The 21,031-nt window shown below is 70.5% G+C and carries 23 protein-coding genes and 1 riboswitch; of the genes, 13 read left to right on the top strand and 10 right to left on the bottom strand.

The features are described from left to right. Positions 1 to 80: 80 nt before the first annotated feature. Positions 81 to 1,511, bottom strand: coding sequence for an alpha,alpha-trehalose-phosphate synthase (UDP-forming) (locus Q2K21_RS33815; RefSeq protein ID WP_310779297.1), 1,431 nt, complete (start codon positions 1,509 to 1,511; stop codon positions 81 to 83). A gap of 98 nt (positions 1,512 to 1,609) precedes the next feature. Then, a complete protein-coding gene (locus tag Q2K21_RS33810) occupies positions 1,610 to 2,554 on the bottom strand; it encodes a glucosyl-3-phosphoglycerate synthase (protein ID WP_310779294.1) in 945 nt (314 codons plus the stop codon). A 192-nt stretch (positions 2,555 to 2,746) separates the two neighbouring features. After that, a riboswitch (SAM riboswitch) is annotated at positions 2,747 to 2,903 on the top strand. An 18-nt stretch (positions 2,904 to 2,921) separates the two neighbouring features. Between Q2K21_RS33810 and thrC the strand changes: the two genes are divergently transcribed. From thrC to groL, 4 genes are all read left to right on the top strand, one after another. After that, positions 2,922 to 4,202: a threonine synthase gene (gene thrC / locus Q2K21_RS33805; protein WP_310779291.1), complete on the top strand. Its 1,281-nt coding sequence runs from the start codon at positions 2,922 to 2,924 to the stop codon at positions 4,200 to 4,202. A 52-nt stretch (positions 4,203 to 4,254) separates the two neighbouring features. After that, positions 4,255 to 4,530, top strand: coding sequence for a MoaD/ThiS family protein (locus Q2K21_RS33800; RefSeq protein ID WP_310779287.1), 276 nt, complete (start codon positions 4,255 to 4,257; stop codon positions 4,528 to 4,530). Between the two features lie 448 nt (positions 4,531 to 4,978). After that, complete coding sequence (locus Q2K21_RS33795; protein WP_009339379.1) at positions 4,979 to 5,182, top strand: cold-shock protein; 204 nt, start codon at positions 4,979 to 4,981, stop codon at positions 5,180 to 5,182. A 469-nt stretch (positions 5,183 to 5,651) separates the two neighbouring features. Then, positions 5,652 to 7,274: a chaperonin GroEL gene (gene groL, locus Q2K21_RS33790; RefSeq protein WP_310779272.1), complete on the top strand. Its 1,623-nt coding sequence runs from the start codon at positions 5,652 to 5,654 to the stop codon at positions 7,272 to 7,274. A gap of 90 nt (positions 7,275 to 7,364) precedes the next feature. Here groL and Q2K21_RS33785 read toward each other — a convergent pair whose 3' ends face one another. Then, positions 7,365 to 7,574 (bottom strand): hypothetical protein, encoded by a 210-nt coding sequence (locus Q2K21_RS33785; RefSeq protein WP_310779269.1) that lies wholly within the window; start codon positions 7,572 to 7,574, stop codon positions 7,365 to 7,367. Positions 7,575 to 7,961: 387 nt separating this feature from the next. Between Q2K21_RS33785 and Q2K21_RS33780 the strand changes: the two genes are divergently transcribed. The 3 genes from Q2K21_RS33780 (at position 7,962) to Q2K21_RS33770 (ending at position 10,542) form a co-directional block, all read left to right on the top strand. Further along, complete coding sequence (locus Q2K21_RS33780) at positions 7,962 to 9,089, top strand: NADH:flavin oxidoreductase (protein ID WP_310779267.1); 1,128 nt, start codon at positions 7,962 to 7,964, stop codon at positions 9,087 to 9,089. 84 nt (positions 9,090 to 9,173) lie between these two features. Then, positions 9,174 to 10,058 carry a metallophosphoesterase family protein gene (locus tag Q2K21_RS33775; protein WP_310779264.1) on the top strand — a complete coding sequence of 295 codons (885 nt, stop codon included), beginning with the start codon at positions 9,174 to 9,176 and terminating at the stop codon, positions 10,056 to 10,058. A 238-nt stretch (positions 10,059 to 10,296) separates the two neighbouring features. Further along, positions 10,297 to 10,542 (top strand): hypothetical protein, encoded by a 246-nt coding sequence (locus tag Q2K21_RS33770; protein ID WP_310779262.1) that lies wholly within the window; start codon positions 10,297 to 10,299, stop codon positions 10,540 to 10,542. Between the two features lie 168 nt (positions 10,543 to 10,710). On the opposite strand, the gene Q2K21_RS33765 is transcribed toward Q2K21_RS33770, so the two are convergent. Genes Q2K21_RS33765 through Q2K21_RS33755 form a run of 3 tightly spaced genes read right to left on the bottom strand, consistent with a single transcriptional unit; the run spans position 10,711 to position 12,667 of the window. Then, a complete protein-coding gene (locus tag Q2K21_RS33765; RefSeq protein WP_310779259.1) occupies positions 10,711 to 11,115 on the bottom strand; it encodes a hypothetical protein in 405 nt (134 codons plus the stop codon). Then, positions 11,112 to 12,116: a metallophosphoesterase family protein gene (locus Q2K21_RS33760; RefSeq protein WP_310779256.1), complete on the bottom strand. Its 1,005-nt coding sequence runs from the start codon at positions 12,114 to 12,116 to the stop codon at positions 11,112 to 11,114. Before Q2K21_RS33760 ends, Q2K21_RS33765 begins: the two co-directional genes overlap by 4 nt. Next, positions 12,113 to 12,667, bottom strand: coding sequence for a cupredoxin domain-containing protein (locus Q2K21_RS33755; RefSeq protein ID WP_310779253.1), 555 nt, complete (start codon positions 12,665 to 12,667; stop codon positions 12,113 to 12,115). Before Q2K21_RS33755 ends, Q2K21_RS33760 begins: the two co-directional genes overlap by 4 nt. Positions 12,668 to 12,864: 197 nt before the next feature. On the opposite strand from Q2K21_RS33755, the gene Q2K21_RS33750 reads away from it, so the two are divergent. From Q2K21_RS33750 to Q2K21_RS33735, 4 genes are all read left to right on the top strand, one after another. Continuing rightward, positions 12,865 to 13,437: a sigma-70 family RNA polymerase sigma factor gene (locus Q2K21_RS33750; RefSeq protein ID WP_310779250.1), complete on the top strand. Its 573-nt coding sequence runs from the start codon at positions 12,865 to 12,867 to the stop codon at positions 13,435 to 13,437. Between the two features lie 25 nt (positions 13,438 to 13,462). After that, positions 13,463 to 14,251: a zf-HC2 domain-containing protein gene (locus tag Q2K21_RS33745; protein WP_310779247.1), complete on the top strand. Its 789-nt coding sequence runs from the start codon at positions 13,463 to 13,465 to the stop codon at positions 14,249 to 14,251. A gap of 201 nt (positions 14,252 to 14,452) precedes the next feature. After that, positions 14,453 to 14,881, top strand: a complete 429-nt coding sequence (locus Q2K21_RS33740) for an ATP-binding protein (RefSeq protein ID WP_310779243.1) — start codon at positions 14,453 to 14,455, stop codon at positions 14,879 to 14,881. Further along, positions 14,878 to 15,303 carry a hypothetical protein gene (locus Q2K21_RS33735; RefSeq protein WP_310779241.1) on the top strand — a complete coding sequence of 142 codons (426 nt, stop codon included), beginning with the start codon at positions 14,878 to 14,880 and terminating at the stop codon, positions 15,301 to 15,303. The genes Q2K21_RS33740 and Q2K21_RS33735 overlap by 4 nt, the downstream gene beginning before the upstream one ends. 19 nt (positions 15,304 to 15,322) lie before the next feature. On the opposite strand, the gene Q2K21_RS33730 is transcribed toward Q2K21_RS33735, so the two are convergent. From Q2K21_RS33730 to Q2K21_RS33720, 3 genes are all read right to left on the bottom strand, one after another. Continuing rightward, the gene (locus Q2K21_RS33730; protein WP_310779238.1) at positions 15,323 to 16,705 is read right to left on the bottom strand and encodes a PTS transporter subunit EIIC; all 1,383 of its coding nucleotides are present in this window, start codon (positions 16,703 to 16,705) and stop codon (positions 15,323 to 15,325) included. 204 nt (positions 16,706 to 16,909) lie between these two features. Next, positions 16,910 to 17,845, bottom strand: a complete 936-nt coding sequence (gene murQ / locus Q2K21_RS33725) for an N-acetylmuramic acid 6-phosphate etherase (protein ID WP_310779235.1) — start codon at positions 17,843 to 17,845, stop codon at positions 16,910 to 16,912. Between the two features lie 49 nt (positions 17,846 to 17,894). After that, the gene (locus Q2K21_RS33720; RefSeq protein WP_310779233.1) at positions 17,895 to 18,836 is read right to left on the bottom strand and encodes a MurR/RpiR family transcriptional regulator; all 942 of its coding nucleotides are present in this window, start codon (positions 18,834 to 18,836) and stop codon (positions 17,895 to 17,897) included. 56 nt (positions 18,837 to 18,892) lie between these two features. On the opposite strand from Q2K21_RS33720, the gene Q2K21_RS33715 reads away from it, so the two are divergent. Both Q2K21_RS33715 and Q2K21_RS33710 read left to right on the top strand, forming a co-directional pair. After that, a complete protein-coding gene (locus tag Q2K21_RS33715; protein WP_310779230.1) occupies positions 18,893 to 19,276 on the top strand; it encodes a hypothetical protein in 384 nt (127 codons plus the stop codon). Continuing rightward, the gene (locus Q2K21_RS33710; protein WP_310779227.1) at positions 19,273 to 19,548 is read left to right on the top strand and encodes a DUF4031 domain-containing protein; all 276 of its coding nucleotides are present in this window, start codon (positions 19,273 to 19,275) and stop codon (positions 19,546 to 19,548) included. Before Q2K21_RS33715 ends, Q2K21_RS33710 begins: the two co-directional genes overlap by 4 nt. A gap of 162 nt (positions 19,549 to 19,710) precedes the next feature. Here the strand turns inward: Q2K21_RS33710 and Q2K21_RS33705 are convergent, their stop codons facing one another. Then, positions 19,711 to 20,913 (bottom strand): L,D-transpeptidase, encoded by a 1,203-nt coding sequence (locus Q2K21_RS33705; protein WP_310781375.1) that lies wholly within the window; start codon positions 20,911 to 20,913, stop codon positions 19,711 to 19,713. Positions 20,914 to 21,031 lie beyond the last annotated feature (118 nt).

The following is a 21,031-nucleotide window of genomic DNA, read 5'->3' as shown; positions in this document are numbered from 1 at the left end:
GGGTCCCCCCTGTTCGAGCGAAGCCGAGAACTTGGGGGAGCGACAAGCCCCCACCGGCCCGCAGCCGAAAAACAACCCGCTCAAACCTCAAGCGCAGCCAACTGATCCAAAAACCACCGCCCAGGAGGCAGCGCCGTAGCCCGAGCGGCCAGCGCCTCCGTGCGGGCGGCCCGCTCACCCGCCGGCATCGACAGCGCCTCGTGCAGCGCCCGCGCCGTGCCCACGATGTCGTACGGGTTCACGGCCACCGCGTCCCCCGCCAGCTCCTCGTACGCCCCCGCCTCCCGGGACAGCACCAGCGCGCAGCCCTCGTCGGAGACCACCGGGACCTCCTTGGCGACCAGGTTCATGCCGTCCCGGATGGGGTTCACGAGGGCCACGTCCGCCAGTCGGTACGCGGCCAGCGAGCGGGCGAAGTCGTCCTTCACATGCAGCACGACCGGCGTCCAGCTCGGCGTCATATAGCGGGAGTTGATCTCCTGTGCGACGCGCTGGACCTCCGCCGTGTACTCCCGGTACACGGCCAGGTCCTGGCGGGACGGATAGGCGAAGGCGACGTGGACGACCCGTTCGCGCCACTCCGGACGCGACTCCAGCAGCTCCTCGTACGCCAGCAGACCCCGCACGATGTTCTTGGACAGCTCCGTGCGGTCCACCCGCACGATCGTCTTCCGGGGGCGGCCGTCGGGAGTCGTCCCGACCTGCTCCCGCAGTGCGCCCATCCGCTCGTCCACGTCCGGCTGGTGTGCCCGCTTCCGCAGGAAGTCCGCGTCCGCGCCCAGGCCGTGGACCCCGATGCGCGTACCCGAGGGGATGCCGGGGCCGAGCACCGCGTGACAGCACTCCGTGAACGCGTCCGCCCACCGCTGGGTGAGGAACGCCGCCCGGTCCGCGCCCAGGATCCCGCCGAGCACCTGCGCCGCGATGTCGTCGGGCAGGAGACGGAAGTAGTCCGGCGGTGCCCACGGTGTGTGGGAGAAGTGGCCGATCCGCAGGTCCGGGCGGAGCGCGCGGAGCATCCGGGGGGTCAGGGCGAGGTGGTAGTCCTGGACCAGGACCGCCGCTCCCTGGGCCGCCTCCTGGGCCAGTGCCTCGGCGAACGCGTGGTTGTACGCCTCGTACGCCGCCCACTGCCGCCGGAACTCCGTGCCGAAGACCGGCTCCAGCGGTGTCTGGTACAGCATGTGGTGCACGAACCACAGCACCGAGTTCGCGATGCCGTTGTACGCGTCCGTGTGCACCTGCGCGTCGATGTCGAGCATCCGTACGCGCTGCCCGCCCGTGTCGGCCGGATCCAGCGCACCACCCGTCCGGCGTACCGCCTCGCGGTCACCGTCGTTCAGGGCCGCGCAGACCCATACCGCGTCCGCGTCCGGGCCGATCGCCGACAGGCCGGACACCAGCCCGCCCCCGCCGCGCCGGGCCGTGAGCGTCCCGGTCTCGTCCAGGGCGTACGAGACCGGGCCGCGGTTGGAGGCGACGAGGATCCGAGCCGCATGCGTGACAGCCATGCCTCGAAACTTAGCCCCGTCTCGAAACGCTCAAACGTGCGGTTCGGCCGTATGCGGAACCGTATACAACGCGTTCGGCGCGGAAGCCGCCGGTCAACTCAGGCCGCCTTCCGTCGCACGTACTCCTCGATCTGAACCATCGGCGGCCTCTCCTCCGTGTCCACCGAGTACGTGCGCGGCTCGAAGCCGTCCCTGCCCCGTTCGAACTGGATGAGGGAGGGGCGGATCAAATGGCCGCGGGCCAGGCGGAGCTGTGCCGTGCGGTAGATCGCGGCGGCCATACGGCCCAGCGCCTGCCCGTCCTGGTGGCGGTGCTTGCGCACGCCGACGTCGACCTGGGCGAGGGCGTCCAGGCCCACCAGGTGCAGGGCGTCGACCAGCATGCCCAGCTCGACGCCGTACCCGACCGGGAACGGGAGCTGTTCCAGCAGGGAGCGGCGGGCCGCGTACTCGCCGCCGAGCGGCTGGACGAAGCCGGCCAGCTGCGGCCAGTGCATGTTGAGCAGCGGGCGCGCCATCAGTTCGGTGACCCGGCCGCCCTGGCCCGCGGCAGCGCCCAGCGGCCGGTCGTACATCGCCTTCACGAGGTCCACGCCCGGGTCGGTGAGCAGTGGGCCCACGATCCCGGAGACGAAGTCGGACGAGAACTCCTTGAGGTCGGCGTCGATGAAGCAGACGATGTCACCGCTGGTGACCAGGAGGGACCGCCACAGCACCTCGCCCTTGCCGGGCACGGCCGGGATGTGCGGCAGGATCGCGTCGCGGTGCACCACCCTCGCGCCCGCCGCCGCCGCGACCTCGGAGGTGCGGTCCGTGGAGCCGGAGTCGACGACGACGATCTCGTCGACGAGCGGAACCTGCTGCATGAGGTCGTGTCGGATGACGGCGACGATCTCGCCGACCGTCTCCTCCTCGTTGAGCGCGGGCAGCACGACGGAGACCGACTGGCCCGTGCTGCGTTTGGCGGCCAGGATCTTGTGGAGCGGGCGATCGGTCACGGACCAGGAGCGGGTGCTCAGCCAGCGCTCGACTTCTTCCAGCACAGTCTGCGGCTCCTCACGTTCGTATGACGACGATGGTCGAAAGGGGTGGTCAAACGGGTATCTGTGTGATCCATCTCGCGGTTCGGACGACTATCTCAACTGTCCTGGCCTTCGGTTACAGTCTTGAACAACGCCGGTGACCATCGCATGTCGGGGGTCGCCGCGCAGCACACCGGTGAAACAACCGCATACAGCTCATCCAGAGGGGCAGAGGGACACGGCCCGATGAAGCCCCGGCAACCCTCCAGTCGGTTCTCGTAGATCAGTCTTGATCGTTTTCGCGAGGCTCCCGGCTAGGGAAGGTGCCAAATCCGTCTCACGGCGAGGTGCGTCGTGAGGAAGATGAGGAGAAAGGGCCTCGCCTGACATGGCTGTGCAGACAGTTGCAAGCACCACGGAGTCCGTCGACCTGGGTCCCGCCGCGGCCCTCTCCTGTCGCGAGTGCGGCCACCGCGTGCCGCTCGGCCCGGTCTTCGCCTGCGAGGAGTGTTTCGGCCCGCTGGAGATCGCGTACGACTTCTCGGGCTACGACACCGAGGAACTGCGGAAGCGGATCGAGGCGGGCCCCGCGAACATCTGGCGCTATGCGCCGCTGCTGCCGGTCCCGGCCGACGTCGCCGGCAAGCCGAACCTCAACCCGGGCTGGACCCCGCTGGTCAAGGCCGACAACCTGGCGCGCGAGCTGGGTGTGACCGGCGGGTTGTATGTGAAGGACGACTCCGGTAACCCGACGCACTCCTTCAAGGACCGGGTCGTCGCCCAGGCCCTGGAGGCCGCCCGCGCCTTCGGCTTCACCACCCTCTCCTGCTCCTCCACCGGCAACCTCGCCGGTGCGGTGGGCGCCGCGGCCGCCCGCGCCGGCTTCCGCTCCTGCGTCTTCATCCCGCACGACCTGGAGCAGGGCAAGATCGTCATGGCCGCGATCTACGGCGGCGACCTCGTCGGCATCGAGGGCAACTACGACGACGTGAACCGCTTCTGCTCCGAGCTGATCGGCGACCCGGCCGGCGAGGGCTGGGGCTTCGTCAACGTCAACCTCCGTCCGTACTACGCGGAGGGGTCCAAGACCCTGGCGTACGAGATCGCCGAGCAGCTTGGCTGGCGACTGCCCGACCAGCTCGTGGTGCCGATCGCCTCCGGCTCGCAGCTCACGAAGATCGACAAGGGTCTCCAGGAGCTGATCAAGCTCGGGCTCGTCGAGGACAAGCCGTACAAGATCTTCGGCGCGCAGGCCGAGGGCTGCTCGCCGGTGTCGGTCGCCTTCAAGGCCGGCCACGACGTCGTACGGCCGCAGAAGCCGAACACGATCGCCAAGTCGCTGGCGATCGGCAACCCGGCAGACGGCCCTTACGTCCTCGACATCGCGCGCCGCACGGCCGGTGCGGTGGAGGACGTCACGGACGAGCAGATCGTCGACGCGATCAAGCTGCTCGCCCGTACCGAGGGGATCTTCGCGGAGACGGCGGGTGGCGTCACGGTGGGCGTGACGCGCAAACTCATCGAGAGCGGCGTGCTCGACCCGACGAAGACGACCGTCGTGTTGAACACCGGGGACGGTCTGAAGACGTTGGACGCTGTGGCCGGCACCGGACTGACCGCGACGATCCGTCCGAACCTCGACTCCTTCAAAGAGGCCGGCCTCGTCTGACCTCCTGCCAGCCCCGCCCCGCCAGCCGTACCCCGACCGGAGGTCACACCGTATGAGCGTCACCGTCCGCATCCCCACCATCCTGCGCACCTACACCGGCGGCCAGGCCGAAGTGAGCGCCGAGGGCGCGACCCTCGCGCAGGTCATCGCCGACCTGGACAAGAACCACGCCGGCATCGGCGCCCGGGTCCTGGACGACCAGGGCAATCTGCGCCGCTTCGTCAACGTGTACGTGAACGACGACGACGTCCGCTTCGAGCAGGGCCTTGAGACGGCGACGCCGGACGGCGCGGGCGTCTCCATCATCCCCGCGGTCGCCGGTGGCTGACGATCGGTCACCCGCCTGATCGTTACCCTCGGTAATGCCGAACACCGAGAGTTCATCGAATTGCCCTCTCCGCGAGAAAGCGGAGGGGGCAATTCTGTATGGTTGAGCGCGGTACAGTTGGGGAACACGCTCCCGGTTTCCCCGCCGGGCACCCCGGGTTCCTGCCGTACGCCCGACAAGAAGTAGCCAAAGTGTGCAGGGCTTTTGCGCCAATCCTCCCTTTTGTGGGGCCCGACTTGCCCTGAATTCGGGCGAATTCTTCGTACATTCCCGACCGGTCGTGCCCGGAATTCTCGTCCGATTGACCTGTTGCAGACGGCAGTTGGACAGATACATTCAGCCGCGGTCGACGCGTTCCGGCGCACGCCCCCAACCGTTGGGGGGTGAGGTCTGACCCGGATCCGCGAAGTGTGGATCTGTGCAAGGGCCAGTAATAGGGGAGTTAGGCATGGCTCAGGGCACCGTCAAGTGGTTCAACGCGGAGAAGGGGTACGGCTTCATCGCGGTCGACGGTGGTGCGGATGTTTTCGTCCACTACAGCGCGATCCAGATGGACGGCTACCGCACCCTGGAAGAGGGTCAGCGGGTCGAGTTCGAGATCTCGCAGGGTCAGAAGGGGCCGCAGGCGGACATGGTCCGACTGGCCGGCTGAAGTGCGCGCCGACGACTGAACTGTTTCGACGTGTCGAGGGGCTCGTATCCCGTTGGGGTACGGGCCCCTCGGTCTGTTCGGCTACCGGCCCCTGTCCGTTCGGGTACAGGCGCCTCGGTCTGTTCGGGTACGGGTACCCCGGTTGTTCGGGTGCGGACTCCCCGGCGGTCCGGGTGTGAACCCACGGCCGGCCCGAACCGCCCGGCGCCGGGGGCGCGCACCGTGCGCGCCCACCTGCGGATCATGCACCCCTGTTCACCTCCCGATCCCCGAGAGCCGCTTGCACTCGACAGGGGCGAGTGCTAATCATTGGCGTTAGCACTCTGAAGGTGAGAGTGACAAAGAAGGACCGGGTCGGTGAGGCCCGCGGACCGGGTGGGGCAAGGAACCACGAGGTCGGCGAGCCGTCCGTCGCGGGCGCGGGCGCGGTCCGAAGGAATCACCCCCAGTCCTGGAGGGACCACTTCACATGGCCAAGATCATCGCGTTCGACGAGGAGGCGCGGCGCGGCCTCGAGCGCGGCATGAACCAGCTCGCGGACGCCGTCAAGGTGACCCTCGGCCCCAAGGGCCGGAACGTCGTCCTCGAGAAGAAGTGGGGCGCCCCCACGATCACCAACGACGGTGTCTCCATCGCCAAGGAGATCGAGCTCGAGGACCCGTACGAGAAGATCGGCGCCGAGCTGGTCAAGGAAGTCGCCAAGAAGACGGACGACGTCGCCGGTGACGGTACGACCACCGCGACCGTCCTCGCTCAGGCGCTCGTCCGCGAGGGTCTGCGCAACGTCGCCGCCGGTGCCAACCCGATGGCCCTGAAGCGCGGTATCGAGAAGGCCGTCGAGGCCGTCTCCGGTGCCCTGCTGGAGCAGGCGAAGGACGTCGAGACCAAGGAGCAGATCGCCTCCACGGCCTCCATCTCCGCCGCCGACACCCAGATCGGCGAGCTGATCGCCGAGGCCATGGACAAGGTCGGCAAGGAAGGCGTCATCACCGTCGAGGAGTCCCAGACCTTCGGTCTGGAGCTGGAGCTCACCGAGGGTATGCGCTTCGACAAGGGCTACATCTCGGCGTACTTCGCCACCGACATGGAGCGTATGGAGGCGTCGCTCGACGACCCGTACATCCTGATCGCCAACTCCAAGATCGGCTCCGTCAAGGACCTGCTCCCGCTCCTGGAGAAGGTCATGCAGTCGGGCAAGCCGCTGCTGATCATCGCCGAGGACGTCGAGGGCGAGGCCCTGTCGACCCTGGTCGTCAACAAGATCCGCGGCACCTTCAAGTCCGTCGCCGTCAAGGCCCCGGGCTTCGGTGACCGCCGCAAGGCCATGCTCGGCGACATCGCCATCCTCACGGGCGGCGAGGTCATCTCCGAGGAGGTCGGCCTCAAGCTGGAGAACGCGACCCTGGACCTCCTGGGCCGCGCCCGCAAGGTCGTCATCACCAAGGACGAGACCACCATCGTCGACGGCGCCGGCTCCGCCGACCAGGTCGCGGGCCGTGTGAACCAGATCCGCGCCGAGATCGAGAACAGCGACTCGGACTACGACCGCGAGAAGCTGCAGGAGCGCCTGGCGAAGCTCGCCGGCGGTGTCGCGGTCATCAAGGCCGGTGCCGCCACCGAGGTGGAGCTCAAGGAGCGCAAGCACCGCATCGAGGACGCCGTCCGCAACGCGAAGGCGGCCGTCGAGGAGGGCATCGTCGCCGGCGGTGGCGTGGCCCTGATCCAGGCCTCCTCGGTCTTCGAGAAGCTGGAGCTGACGGGCGACGAGGCCACCGGTGCCGCCGCCGTCAAGCTGGCGCTCGAGGCCCCGCTGAAGCAGATCGCCGTCAACGCCGGCCTCGAGGGCGGTGTCGTGGTGGAGAAGGTGCGCAACCTGACCCCGGGCCACGGCCTGAACGCCGCGACCGGTGAGTACGTCGACCTGGTCAAGGAAGGCATCATCGACCCGGCGAAGGTGACCCGCTCTGCCCTGCAGAACGCCGCCTCCATCGCCGCGCTGTTCCTCACCACCGAGGCCGTCATCGCCGACAAGCCGGAGAAGGCCGCCGCGCCCGCCGGTGGCGGCATGCCGGGCGGTGACATGGACTTCTGATCCTTTCGAGGATCGGTTCCGTCCGTAGTACCGAGGGCGGCACTCCCTGTTCGACAGTTCGACAGGGAGTGCCGCCCTCGGCGTTCTCGGTCAGCAGGCGGTGTAGTAGGAGCCGACCGCGGGCCGGCCCGTGTAGTTGGGGCCGGCGTCGGGGTCGGCGCCGACATAGCGGAACGGGAGTGTCACGGCCCGCCCGCCTTCGAGGGTGAGCCGGTGGTGTCGGGCGCTGTAGCGGAACCCGGCCGCCCGCAGAGCCGACACGGCCGCCCGTCCCGCCGCCGAGCCGTCCGCCCGGCGCACCGACCCCGGATCGAAGTGCGCGGCCAGCAGCCCGGCGGGGGCGAGCCACCCAGCTGGTCGCCGACGTAGTGCAGTCCGTGCACGCAGGTGATCAGGTCATACGTCCGCACCGGGGCCCAGGACGAGACGGAGCCGACGACCTCCTCCAGGGCGGGCGGAGTCGGGACGGGGACGAGCGGGCCCACCAGGTCGACGCCGGTGAGCACCGCGTCGGCGGGCAGGCCGACATTCTCGGGACGAGCCGAGATTCTCGGGACGAGAGCGCGTGTCCGGGATCACAAGGCGGGCGGGATGCCGGGGGTGGGCGGGTCGGTTGACGCGGACGTAGCATCCATACGCATGCGCATGCACATACCATCTGGTATCCCTATGAGGAGTTCCCCCCCAGTGACCGTCACCCCTGCCGAGTCGTCCCGCGCCGCCGGGATCCTGTCCCGCCCGGTCTCGATCAACGGCCTCACCGTCCCGAACCGCATCGTGATGGCGCCCATGACGCGCATGTTCTCCCCGGGCGGCGTCCCCGGTGACGACGTGGTGTCGTACTACTCCCGCCGTGCCGCCGCCGGCGTCGGCCTGATCGTCACCGAGGGCACCTACGTCGGCCACGACTCGGCCGGGCAGAGTGACCGCGTCCCGCGGTTCCACGGCGAGGAGCAGCTGGCGGGCTGGGCGAAGGTGGCCGAGGCGGTGCACGCGGCGGGCGGCACGATCGTGCCGCAGCTGTGGCACATCGGCATGGTGCGCAAGGCCGGCGAACCGCCGTACGCGGACGCCCCGGCGGTCGGCCCGTCCGGCATCCGTCCCGACGGCACCGAGGGCACGGGCAAGGCCATGACCCAGCAGGACCTGGACGACGTGATCGCGGCCTTCGCCGAGGCGGCCGCCGCGGCGGAGCGGATCGGCTTCGACGGCGTGGAACTGCACGGCGCGCACGGCTATCTGATCGACCAGTTCCTGTGGGCGGGCACCAACCGCCGCACGGACGCGTACGGCGGCGACCCCGTGGCCCGTACAAAGTTCGCGGCGGAGATCGTGGCAGCGGTACGGGAGGCGGTCTCGCCGGAGTTCCCCGTCATCTTCCGGTACTCGCAGTGGAAGCAGGACGCGTACGACGCGCGGCTCGCCGAGACGCCCGAGGAGCTGGAGTCGATCCTCACCCCGCTCGCCGCGGCCGGCGTCGACGCCTTCCACGCCTCCACGCGCCGCTACTGGCTGCCGGAGTTCGACGGCTCGGACCTCAACCTCGCGGGCTGGACGAAGAAGCTCACGGGCAAGCCGGCCATCACGGTCGGTTCGGTGGGCCTGGACGGCGACTTCCTCCGCGGCTTCATGGGGGAGGGCGCTCCGGTCAAGGGCATCGACAACCTCCTGGACCGGCTGGAGTCGGAGGAGTTCGACCTGGTCGCGGTCGGCCGCGCCCTGCTCCAGGACCCCGAGTGGGCGGCGAAGGTCCTCGCCGGCCGCTTCGACGACGTGAAGCCGTACGACGCGGCGGCGCTGAAGACGCTGAGCTGAGCCTCGGCCCGGCCGGGGCGGCGCCTTCGCCGTACGGGGCGGCGCCCTGGTCGCCGGGTTCAACTCCCGCTAGCGTATGGGGACATGCGGATCCTGCATCTGTCGGACACGCACCTGGAGCGCACCGACGCGCCGAACAAGTACGGCGTCAACGCGACCGAGTCCCTGCGCCTGATGCTCACGGAACTCCGCCACCAGCGGGACGTGGACGCGATCGTGGTGAGCGGTGACCTCGCCAACGACGGGGCGGTGGACGCGTACACGGCCGTACGCGAGCTGCTGCGCGACTTCGCGCTGACCAAGAACGCCCCGGTCGTCTACAGCACGGGCAACCACGACGAGCGCCAGGCCTTCGCCAAGGTGCTCGGGAGCGGGCACCTGGAGGCGGACGGCACCGACCGCGCCGAGAAGGTCCTGGCCTCGGGGGACTTGGAGCGGGCGGCGGTGAGCGCGATCGGCGGCTACCGCTTCGTCACGCTGGACTCGCTGGTGCCGGGCGAGGTGTACGGGCACCTCGGCGAGGCCCAGCTGGACTGGCTGCGGGAGGTGTTGCGCACACCGGCGCCGCGGGGAACGGTGCTGGTGTTCCACCACCCGCCGATCACCCTGGACATCGAGATGCAGCGGGCCTTCGGCCTGCGGAACCCGGCGGACCTGGCGGACGCGATCCGCGGCACCGACGTCCGGGTCGTCCTCACCGGCCACTTCCACCTCCAGATGTTCGGTTTCCTGGAGTCGACGCCGGTCTGGGTCACGCCGGGTGTGGTCAACCGCATCGACCTCACCACCGCGCCCGGCACGGAACGCGCCGTACGCGGTGCGTCGGCCTCACTGGTGGAGCTGGGCGGCCCGTCGAGTCCGCTGTTCCACACCTTCCATGCCCGCGACCCGCGCGCCCACGAGACGGTGTACGAGCTGGACGAGGACCAGACGCGGAGCTTTCTCGAACGGCGTAGGCCTCGCAGCTGAGGCGGCGTTTCTGGTTTCTGGTGTGCTTGTGCTGCGGTTCTGCGGCCGTTGGGTGTGCTTCTGCATGCTTCTGATCTGCTTCCGGCCCACTTCTGCCTGTTCCTGACCTGCTACCGCCTCCCCTCTGCCTGCTCCTGACCCGCTGCATGGGCTTGTTGGGGCGCCGTATCTGGCCAGGTTAGACGCGGGGAATACACGCTGTGTGGCGTATCGGAAACTCAGCGTGGAGGTAGCAGAGGTGCGGTCAACCGAAGAGGTCGTCGAGTCGTTGAGGGTCGCCCTGGAGAGGGTCGGCGTCGTCCTGCCGTCGTTGTGCGTCGATCCGGTCACCGGCGCGAGCCAGGAGCCGTTCGCCCTGGTGGAGCTGGGGCGCTGCAATGTACAGACGGCCCAGCGGCTGGCGGACGTCCTGTGCTCGATGCCGGTGGGGGAGGAGCTGCGGGCGCGGGTGCGGCAGCTCAACCGGGAGCGGCGACTGCCCTGAGCCGTGCTGAGAAGCGGCTGAGAATCGGAGCTGGGGGACGACGTCAACATCTCGTACCACTGGGACGCGGGGCACGGCGCCGACAACGACCCGGGTGACTTCATCAAGTGGATCGCCGAGGTGACGGGCTACGGGCCGGGAAGAAGTCAGCGCCCCCACCCGCCGGGTTCACCGAGGAGCGGGAGGCCGGCGTTGTCCGATCAGGATCGCCTGCCAGAGCGCGAGGAGCAGCAGTGTGCCGGTTTCGGCCAGGAGACTGAGCAGGGCTTGCGGGGCGGGAAGCAGACCCTTTTCCGTGAACCCGAACACTCCCACGGTGCGTGAGGCGGTGAAGCCGCCGAGGGCGCCGAGCGCCACACCGGCCGCGGCGACCTTCAGCAGCGGCGGCATCCCGATCAGCAGCAGCGCGGCGACCGCGAAGGAGACGCTCGCCTGGAGCAGGAACAGGGGGCCGACGATGCGGAGGAAGCGGTATTCGTCGAGGTAGAGCTGGGCGTGGATGGATCCGCTTGCGGCGAGGGTGGCGGCGATCGCCGCACGCATGGCCGGAGCGAGGAGTCGACCGGTGCTCATGCCAGCCTCTCGTCCTTGATCGCCAGCTCCCGGTCGCCCTGCCGGTAGCCCACGGTACGAATGCCCAGCGCGTCCTTGAGCTGTCGGGCGGGCACCACCTGCGGAGTCGGGGCGGGGGCCCGCCCCGGCTTCGGCAGCGGGTAGGCGGTGGTGGTGGCGGAGTGGAAGGTGATGTTGCCCTCTGTCTTGGTGAACAGCTGGTGAACGTGCCCGTTGAGACAGGTGACCGAGGAGAACCGGCGCAGGAGCGCGATGACCTTCAGTGCATCGTCCGTACTCCAGCCCCACCGCGGGTACATGGCGAACAGCGGGATGTGGCTGAAGACCACTATGGGGGTGTCTGGCGACAGTCCTGCGAGGTCCTTGCGGACGAAATCGATCTGGGCGTTGCCGAGGTGACCGAGCTTTTCCAGGCTCAGGGTGTTGACCAAGGCGATGAAGTGCACGCCGTGGGTGTCGAAGCTGTACCAGCCGTCGCCGAGCGTGCCCTTGCCGAAGATCTGCCGGTAGGCGCGGCCCGCATCGCCGATGGAGTCGTGCTCGCCCGGCACGGTGAAGACGCGGTCCGTCTGCAGACCGGTCATCATCTGCCTGACCTGGTCGAACTGCGCGGCCGTGGAGAGGTGCGTCAGGTCGCCGCTGTGCATGACGAAGTCGGGCCTGAAGCCGAGCGAGTTGACCTGGTTGATCGCTTCGGTGAAGGAACCGGCCACGTCCGTGTTCGCCGGGCCCTGGAAGCCGATATGGCTGTCGGAGACCTGCACGAACCGCAGCGCGTCGCTTCCCGCTGCCGTGGCCCCGGCGGGCGCGGCGGCCCCGGCGGCGTCCCGGGAGTCGGCGATGTGGCTGATCACCTCCCCACTGGCCACGGTCAGCACCACGGCCCCGCCGAACCACCCGGCGTGTCGCAGGAGTTGGCGCCGGGTCATACCGTGTTCCCCGGCGGGCCGCCCGGGTTCGCCGACCGGCGCTCCGTCGTGACTGTCGTGGTACTCGCTCATCGGGTCACCTCCACGGTGGCGGTCATGAACGGATGGATGGTGCAGAGGTAGGCGTACGTGCCGGGCTTGGTGAACGTGTAGCTGTAGGCGGCGTGGGTGGCCAGGGCGGCCGAGTGCAACGGGCCGCCTGATCCGGCGCTGGTGACGGTGTGGGCGTCGGTGTCCTGGTTGGTCCAGGTCACCGTCGTGCCCGCCTTGACCTTCAGCGTGGCCGGGGAGAAGGCGAAGTTCTTGATCGCCACGGCGTCCCCGGCCACCGGCGCGGCGGGCGCGCCCGTGCTCGGGGAGCTCTTGGGCATGCTCATGTGGGGCATCCCCGAGGCGCCGGGAGTGGAGCCCGCCGTGTCCCCCGGCCCGGCGGTACCGGGCGTCCCGGCCGTCCGGCTCTGCCCCGGGCCGGGTGTGATGGCGCCGGCTGCGGCGGACGGGGAATGCGACGACTGGCCGCACGCACTGAGCAGCCCCAGCGCGCCGACGGTGGTGACGGTGGCGACGGCCAGTCCGGCCGCCACGCGTGATCGCCGACGCGGTCGACGAAAGTCCAGGTACATGGCGTTCGTTCCTCTGATGTCGCGGGTGTGAGGCTCTTGTCCGACTTCACGGGTGACAGGTGTTGGCGGTTCGGTCGAAACGCACCTTTTGTTGGGTTTCTCTGTGCGTCACCGGCCTGTACTGTGCGTAACGCGACAAAACATCACATATGCGTGATGATCGGCTTATGCCATGGAGTTCCCGAAAACGTGGTCCAATGGCCGATCCGGATCGCTCCACGCGCCGTGTCTCCGGTAAAGGGACCGTTTCGACCACGGACGAGGAACTGCTCCGCACTCTGTATGCCGAGCACGCGGGACCCCTGTTCCACTACGTGCTGCGGCTGACCTCAGGAGACCGGCAATGGGCCGAGGATGTCGTGCAGGAGACGTTGCTGCGGGCGTGGCAGCACCCCGCCGCGTTCGACCCCGCGCGCGGTCCGGCGCGGGCATGGCTGTGTACGGTCGCCCGGCATGTGGTCATCGACGCCCACCGGGCCCGGCGGGCCAGGCCGGCCGAGGTCGACGGCGAGGCCCTGGAGCGGGCTGCCGAGCAGACCCTGGGCGAGGACCAGATCGAGCAGGCCCTGCAGAGCTGGGCGGTGGCCGACGCCATCCGGACGCTGTCCCCGGACCACCGTGCCGTACTGCTGGAGACGTACTACCGGGGCCGGACCATGGCGGAGGCCGCGGATGTGCTGAGCATCCCGCTGGGCACCGTCAAGTCGCGGACGTACTACGCCCTGCGCGCCCTCCGGCTGGCGCTGCAGGAACGGGGCATCGAGCCATGACCGCGGCATGGAGGAGGTGCCGACCATGAGTGCCGACCATGACGCCCTCCGGCTGGCGCTGGGGGGATACGTCCTGGGTGCGCTGTCCCCGGCGGAAACGGAACAGGTACGCGCCCACCTGGAGGTATGCGCCGAGTGCCGGGCGGAGCACGCCGAACTGGCGGGACTGCCCGCGCTGCTCTCGATGGTCACCGCGGCCGAAGCCGCGGGCCGGACGGTGTCCGCGGTCGGCGGGGACCTGGCCGATCGGCTGGTGCGGCGGGCGGCCGAGAGCGGGCAGGGTTCGCCGCCCGCACGGTCCGAGGGGCCCGCGGTGCCGCAGGCGTCCGAGGGGGGTCTGCTCGACCGGCTGCTCCAGCAGGCCGCGGCCCGGCGCCGCAGGAGCCTGCGGCTGCAACTGGCCGGCGCCGCCGCCTCCCTGGTGCTCATCGGGGCGGCGGCCGGCGGCACCTGGCTGGCGACCGTCGGGTCCGTGGGCGGCGAGGCGAGCCCGCCCGGACCGACCGCGCCGGCTCCTTCGCGCACCTTCTCCGGAAACGATCCCGCCACCGGTGTCTCCGCCTCCGTGCAGGTCTCGCCCTCCGCCTGGGGCAGTGTCCTGCGGGTTTCCGCCAAGGGGGCGCCCGCCGGAATCATCTGCCGCTTGCAGGCGGTCGGGCCCGCCGGGGCCAGGGCGGATGGTGCCACCTGGCGGGCGGGCGAGTATCCCACCGGCACCACGATCCCCGGGGCGGTCCCCATGTCCCCGGGCGTCATCGACCACTTCGAGATCATCGCGGGCAACGGGCAGAAGCTGGTCACGATCCGGGCGTGAGGCGAGGGAGTCCGGGCGAAACGGAGTCCGGGCGAAATCAGAGTCCGGGCGAAATCAGAGTCCGGGCGAAATCGACTAAAAGGCGCGAATGGCTCGAACCGTCAGGTGTGCGCCGTGCGTGGAACTGTATGAGCGCTCACACGCAGGTTCCGGCACCTCGACCACCCGCAGCCACAGAAGAGCCAGAAAAGCCAGAAGACCATGTCTGTGACAGATTTCGCCCCCACGAGCTCACTGCTCTCACCGCCCCGCCACCACCAGGCGCTTCTCGCCCTGCCCGCGCAGGAGGCGCATGTCTCCGCCGCTCGTCACTTCGTGGCAGAACTGCTGGAGTGCTGGAGCGTTCCCGAGAGCGAGCGGGACTCCGCCGTTCTCATCGTCGATGAACTCGCCGCCAACGCCGCCCAGTACGGCCGCGCGTGCATGACGCTGCTGCTCGTCCTCGACCACGGCACTCTGCACATCGTGGTCAGCGACTCCGGAACCGCCGTGGAGCGTCGTCACCACGATGTCGCCCCGGACGAACACGGTCGCGGCACCGGCATCGTCGAGTACCTCGCACAGTCGACCGAGGTCCACCAGACGCGCGGCGGCCGTGAGGTCCGCGCCTGCCTCCGGTGCTCGGTATGACCGCGGACGTCGACCCGGACACCGGCGGGGGATTCGACACCCCGCTCCCCTGTGAGGCGTATGCGAACGCCCCGGACCTGCGCCGCGAGATTCGCCGGGTGCACGCGCTCGGGGCCGAACGCGACGGCCGCCGAGCCGGGATGGACACCGGCCCGCCACGGGTCGACACGGTGGCCGCCGAACGTGTCCACCTGCTCCGCCGGGCCGCCCTCATGGACCGGATGGCGCTGGAGGCCCCAGGCTCCGGCGCGGTCGGCGCCGCCCGCCGCGCCGCCGAACAGCTCGTGCTGTACGACCGTCGCCACCCCGAGCTGGTGGCCGGCCCCCGCCGCCCCGACTCGATCGAGTCCGGCCCCGGCCGCCGCCCCTACGTCCGCCAGGAATACGCCGCCTGGACGGCCGCCGGGTGCCCCGGCACCTGAACCGAACCGCGCCCCCGGTTCACCGGGGGAGGGGCCCGGAGCGGGGGAGGCCGAAGGCGTAGGTCGCCAGGAAGCCGACCCCGTAGCCCGTCAGCAGCCCGCCCGCATAGATCGCCGCCGTCGTCCCCAGCCCCCGGTTGCCCGCCAGCAGCGGGAACAGGGCCCAGCCCGACGGGCCGATCGCCGTCGCCCCCACCTTGTCGCCGAGCATCGCGAAGCAGCCGATGAAGGCGCCGCCCGCCGCGCCGCCCGCGCAGGCCGTGAGGAACGGGCGCCCCAGAGGCAGCGACACCCCGTAGATCAAGGGCTCGCCCACGCCCAACAGACCGGCCGGCAGCGCCGACTTGATCGTCGTACGGATGGAGGCGTCGTGGCGCAGCCGGACGTACACCGCGATCGCCGCGCCCACCTGGCCCGCGCCCGCCATCGCCAACAGGGGCAGCAGGACCGTGGAGCCCTGCTGCTCGATGAGGGTGGTGTGGATCGGGATCAGGGCCTGGTGCAGGCCCAGCATGACGAGGGGGAGGAAGAGGCCGCCGAGGACCAGACCCGCCGCCGCGCCCGTCGTCGTGAGGAGCCAGTTCGCCGCCGTGCCGATGGCCGAGGAGATCTCCCCGGCCGCGTACATCAGGCCGTAGAGCGTCACCAGGCCCGGGACGAGGACCGTGAGCGCCGGGGTCACCAGCACGTCCAGCGTCTCCGGGACCCACGTGCGGCACCACTTCTCCACGCACGTCGCCAGCAGCGCCGCCGCCAGGGCGCCCAGCACTCCGCCCTGGCCGGGAGCGAGCGCGGTGCCGAACACCGTGACCTTCGCGACCCCCGGGTACACCACGACCGCCGCCACCGCGCCGCCCAGCACCGGGGTGCCGCCGAACTCCTTCGCCGTGTTGTGGCCCACGAAGACCGCGATCAGGGCCATGAAAGCGGAGGAGAGGGCGGCGAGGGCGGGGGTGAGGGACGGCAGTAGGCGCAGGTTCAGGAGCAGGCCGTTCGCGCCCGCGAGGAAGCCGCAGCCGATCAGGGCCGGGATCAGCGGGACGAAGACGTTCGCCACGCGGCGCAGGAGCATCTTGCCGGGCGTGGCGTTGCGCCGCCGCCGCGCTTCCTTCAACTCGGCGCCGCGGGCGGCCAGTTCCGTGGCTTTCGTATGGACGAGCGTCTCGAACTCGGAGGCGACCTTCGCGGCCGTTCCCGGCCCGAGCACGATCTGGTACGTGTCGTCGTCCACGACCCCGAGCACCTCGGGCAGCGCCCGCAGAGCGTTCTCGTCCACGAGGGAGCGGTCGGCCAGGCCCAGCCGGAGGCGGGTCATGCAGTGGGCGACGGAGGTGACGTTCGCGGGGCCGCCGACCAGGGGGAGGAGCGCGGTGGCCGTGGCGGCGTGTGAGGTACTGGGCACCCGTCGAGCGTGCTGCCCGACGATCCGCCGCCGCGCGCGCCGCGCGGGGGACGCTCCCGCTCTCCTCCGTAAGGCGGTGGGTCTCCTGCGGAGGGCGGCGGGTGGTGGCGGCCCGCCGGGGTGGGGCCACTGCTTTTGCCGGGGTCGGTCGCGGGCGGTCCTTGCTCTCCTCCGGAAGGAGGCCGTGGCGGCCGGACGCCGCTGTCAGCCGTCCGCCTTTTTCAACGCCGCGCGCAGATGCCCCTCGCTCTCCGCCAGGAGCCGCGCCGCCGACGGCCCGTCCACGCCGCCCAGGATCGTCAGGATCGCGTTCTTGACCTCGCCGCCCGTGGCCGCGAGCGCGCGTTCGATCTCCTCGTCGCTCGCTCCCGTCGCCAGCGCCACGATCCGGCGGGAGCGGGCGCGCAGCTTGTCGTTGGAGGCGCGGACGTCGACCATCAGGTTCCCGTACGTCTTGCCCAGGCGGATCATCGTGATCGTCGAGAGCATGTTGAGGACCAGCTTCTGCGCGGTGCCCGCCTTCAGCCGTGTCGAGCCCGTCAGCAACTCCGGGCCGACCACGATCTCGATGCCGTGGTCGGCGGCCGCCGCGAGGGCGCTGTCCGCGTTGCAGGACAGACCGACGGTGAGCGCGCCGCGCGCCCTGGCGTGTTCCACCGCGCCGACCGCGTACGGTGTGCGGCCCGAGGCCGAGACGCCGACCACCGTGTCATGGACCGTCAGCGCCAGCGCGTCGAGGTCCCTCGCCGCCAGGTCCCTGGAGTCCTCCGCGCCCTCGACGGAGGTCACCATCGCGTCCGGGCCGCCCGCGATCAGGCCCACGACCTGGGAGGGGTCCGTGTTGAAGGTCGGCGGGCACTCGGACGCGTCGAGGATGCCGAGCCGCCCGGCGGTGCCCGCGCCCGCGTAGAGGAGCCGGCCGCCGCGGGCCATGCGCTCCGCGATGTCGTCGATCGCGGCGGCGATCCTCGGGAGCTGGGCGGCGACCGCCGCCGGCACGGTCGCGTCCTCGCCGTTCATGATCTTGGCGATCTCCAGCGTCGACAGCCGGTCGATCCCGGCCAGCTCGGGACGGAACGCCTCGGTGGTCAGCGTCTCCAACTCTGCGCGGAGATCACGGTGGTTGGACGTGGAGGTCATCGGGCGGCTCTTTCGGTGCGGCGCTGCTCACGGAGGAGGACGGGAAGGGCTAGCGCTTTGTTCCGCCGCGCGGGCGGTGGCGGTGCGCCAGCGCCTCGTACGAGGCGGCCAGCGCCGGCGCGGCAGTTTCGTACGTCCGCTGTGCCACGCCGACGAACAGGCAGTCCACGACGAGGAGTTGGCTCGTGCGGGACGACATCGCGGCCGGCCGCAGCTCGCTCTCGCGCGCCGTGGACGTGGTGAGGATGTGGTCGGCGTACTGCGTCACGGGCCCGTCCGGGCGGCCGGTGATCGCGACGGTGGTCGCCCCGTGCTCGAAGGCGACGCGCAGCGGTTCGATGACGTCACCGGTCGAACCGGAGTGTGTGATCGCGATCGCCACGTCCTTGGCGCGCAGTTGCACGGCGTTGGTGACGGCGAGATGCGGATCGCTGTGCGCGTGGGCTATGAGCCCTATGCGCAGCAGTTTCTGGACGAGGTCCTGGGCGACGAGCCCGGACGCCCCGATGCCGTACACGTCGATGCGGCGGGCGGCGGCGAGCGCGGTGACGGCGGCGCCGAGTTGCACGGTGTCGAGCCCGGCCGCCGTGTCGGCGAGGGTCTGCTGCTCGTCGTACGCGAGTTTCGCGACGACGTCCGCGATGGGGTCGTCGACCGCGATGTCCGCGGTGACGGACGGCGCGCGGCCCGACTGCTGGTGGGCGGCCAGGCCCGCGAGGGCGAGCCGCAGGTCCCGGTAGCCCGGATAGCCGAGCAGGCGGGCCGTGCGGACGACGGTGGCCTCGCTGGTTCCGGTCAGCTCGGCCAGCCCGGTGACGGTGAGTGCCGCGCATCCGGCCGGGTCACCGGCGACGGCCTCGGCGACGCGCTGCATGGACCGGGTCATGGAGGGCGCGAGGGTCCGCACCTTGGCGGCGAGTGCGGCCGGGGCGGGCGGCACGTCCGGGCGGCCCACCTGACCGGCGAAAGTTTCCTTCACATCCTGTGTCACCTAATGAAAGGTATTTTCCATTCGGAGCTACGGTCAAGAGTGCGCACAATAGGTGCATGGACCCCATCAGCCCCCTGGAGCAGGCCCTGCATGCGGCTCGTGCCCTGGTGCTCGCCGATCTGGTCGCGGGAGAGGTCGCCGAGGCGGACGTCGTCTCGCTCGTCGAGGACTCCGTCGTACAGCGGCGCTGGTGGGTCGAGCAATGGCCGGACGGCGTGGACTACGTGGCGGGACTGGTCGCCCAGGACGTCCAGGACGCGCTGCTGGAGCGGTACGGACGCTGGCCGCTGTGCCCCGTCTGCGGCTCCGGCGATCCGCACGCCCTCGATGTCGAGCCGGAACTCGGACCCGACCCGCACTGGGTGTGCGTCCAGGCGGGCGTGAAGGTCGCGGCGGTGGGCTCGCTGGGCGCGGCGACGGGCGGGATGTCGTCCTCGTGACGGTCTATGTCGATCCACCCGCCTGGCCGGGACACGGCCGTATGTGGTCGCACCTGATCAGCGACGTCTCGTACGACGAACTGCACACGTTCGCCGAGCGGTTGGACGTGCCGCGCCGGGCCTTCGAACGCGACCACTACGACCTCCCGTCGCACCGGTACGCGGACGCGGTGCGGGCGGGCGCGGTGGAGGTCAGCAGCCGCGAGGTGGTGCGGCTGCTGCACGACTCGGGGTTGCGCAGACCGAAGCGGCGCGGGGGCGTTCAGGCGTAGGCCCTGTCGTCCGATGACAGGGCCTCGGTCGCGTGGCCACGAGGCCTCGGTCCTGTGCCCCGGGGCCTCGGTCCTGTGCCCCGGGGCCTCGGTCCTGTCCGGCACATTCCCGCACCGCTCCCGCACCGCTCCCGGCCGGCTGTCCCGGTCACCGCAGGGCGGTCACCGCAGGGCGCTCTTGGCGCGCCACTGGTCCCAGTCGACGTTCCAGTCGCCGAAGCCGTTGTTCAGGGCCACCTCGCCCTTGGTCTCCGCGCCCTTGACCTCGAACGGATCGCCGAGCTGCGCATGCCCGTAGAGCCAGGCGGCGTTGGCGTCGCTCATGCCGATGCAGCCGTGGCTCCTGTTGGCCCTGCCGAAGTAGGCGGCGTTCCAGGGCGCGGCGTGGGCGTACGTGCCCGACCAGGTCAGCCGCATCGAGTAGTCGACCTTCTGGTCGTAGGCGTTGCCGAGGCCCACGGTCTCGGAGTTCATCCGGATCGTGCCCTCCTTCGCCATCACCACCTCGGTGCCGCGCCAGGAGCCCGTGTCGGGGCCGGGGGTGCCGCCGGAGACCGGGAAGCTCCGGACCGTTTTGCCGTCGCGTTCCATGGTGAGCCGCTTGCTGTCGAGGTCGACCTTGACGACCTGCCGAGCGCCGACGGTGAAACCGAGCTTGTAGTCGCGTACGAACCAGCCGCCGCCCGTGCCCGAGTCGGTGCCGTTCAGCCGCGCGTCCAGGGTCACCCTGGTGCCGGACCGCCAGTACTCCTTGGGCCGCCAGTCCACCCGGTCCTTGCCGGACCAGTCCTTCATCCAGCCCCACGAGCCCTCGGTGTTGTTCGAGGTGGTGACCTTGAGCTGCTTCTCCACCGCGGCCTTGTTCCGCACCGGGTTGTCGAAGACCAGGGAGATCGGCTGGGCCACGCCGACCGTGGTGCTGCTGCCCGGCCGCCAGTCCACCTTGTTGACCTTGTCGGCGGCCGCGGTGGTGAACGACGCGTCGGCGTCGCCCGTCGTGCCGTCTTTCGTGCGGGTCGCCGCCTTGACCGTGTAGGTGGTGCCGGGCACGGCGTTGCGGTTCGAGGTCCAGGTCCGGCCGTCGTGCGACAGCGTGCCGGTGAGCCTGCCGCCCCGGGCGTCGGTGACGGTGACCGAGGTGAGAGTGCCGCCGCTCGCGGCCACCTTGACCGGCTCGCCGGCCTTCGCTCGCGTGCCGTGGGGTGTCACGGTGACTGTCGCGGGCCGGCCGCTCGTGTGCCCGCCGGCTTTCGAATCGGCCTTCGCCGCGGGCGCGCCGTCGGCGGAGCAGGCGGAGAGTGCGGCGGTGAGCAGGACGGCGGCTGCCGCGGCGGTGGCGGCGGCGCGAACCCGCACCGGGCCCACGCGTATCGGTCCGACACGTGTCTGGCGCAACGGAAACCTCCGGGAAGGTCGAAAGGCGAAAGTCGAAAGCCGGGAAGACGGCAGGACGCGAGGGGACTCTAGGCCGCGAAAAGCGCAG

Origin of the sequence: Streptomyces sp. CGMCC 4.7035 (genome assembly GCF_031583065.1) — a bacterium.
Lineage (GTDB): Bacteria > Actinomycetota > Actinomycetes > Streptomycetales > Streptomycetaceae > Streptomyces > Streptomyces yaanensis.
This window is presented reverse-complemented; position numbering and strand designations above follow the sequence as displayed.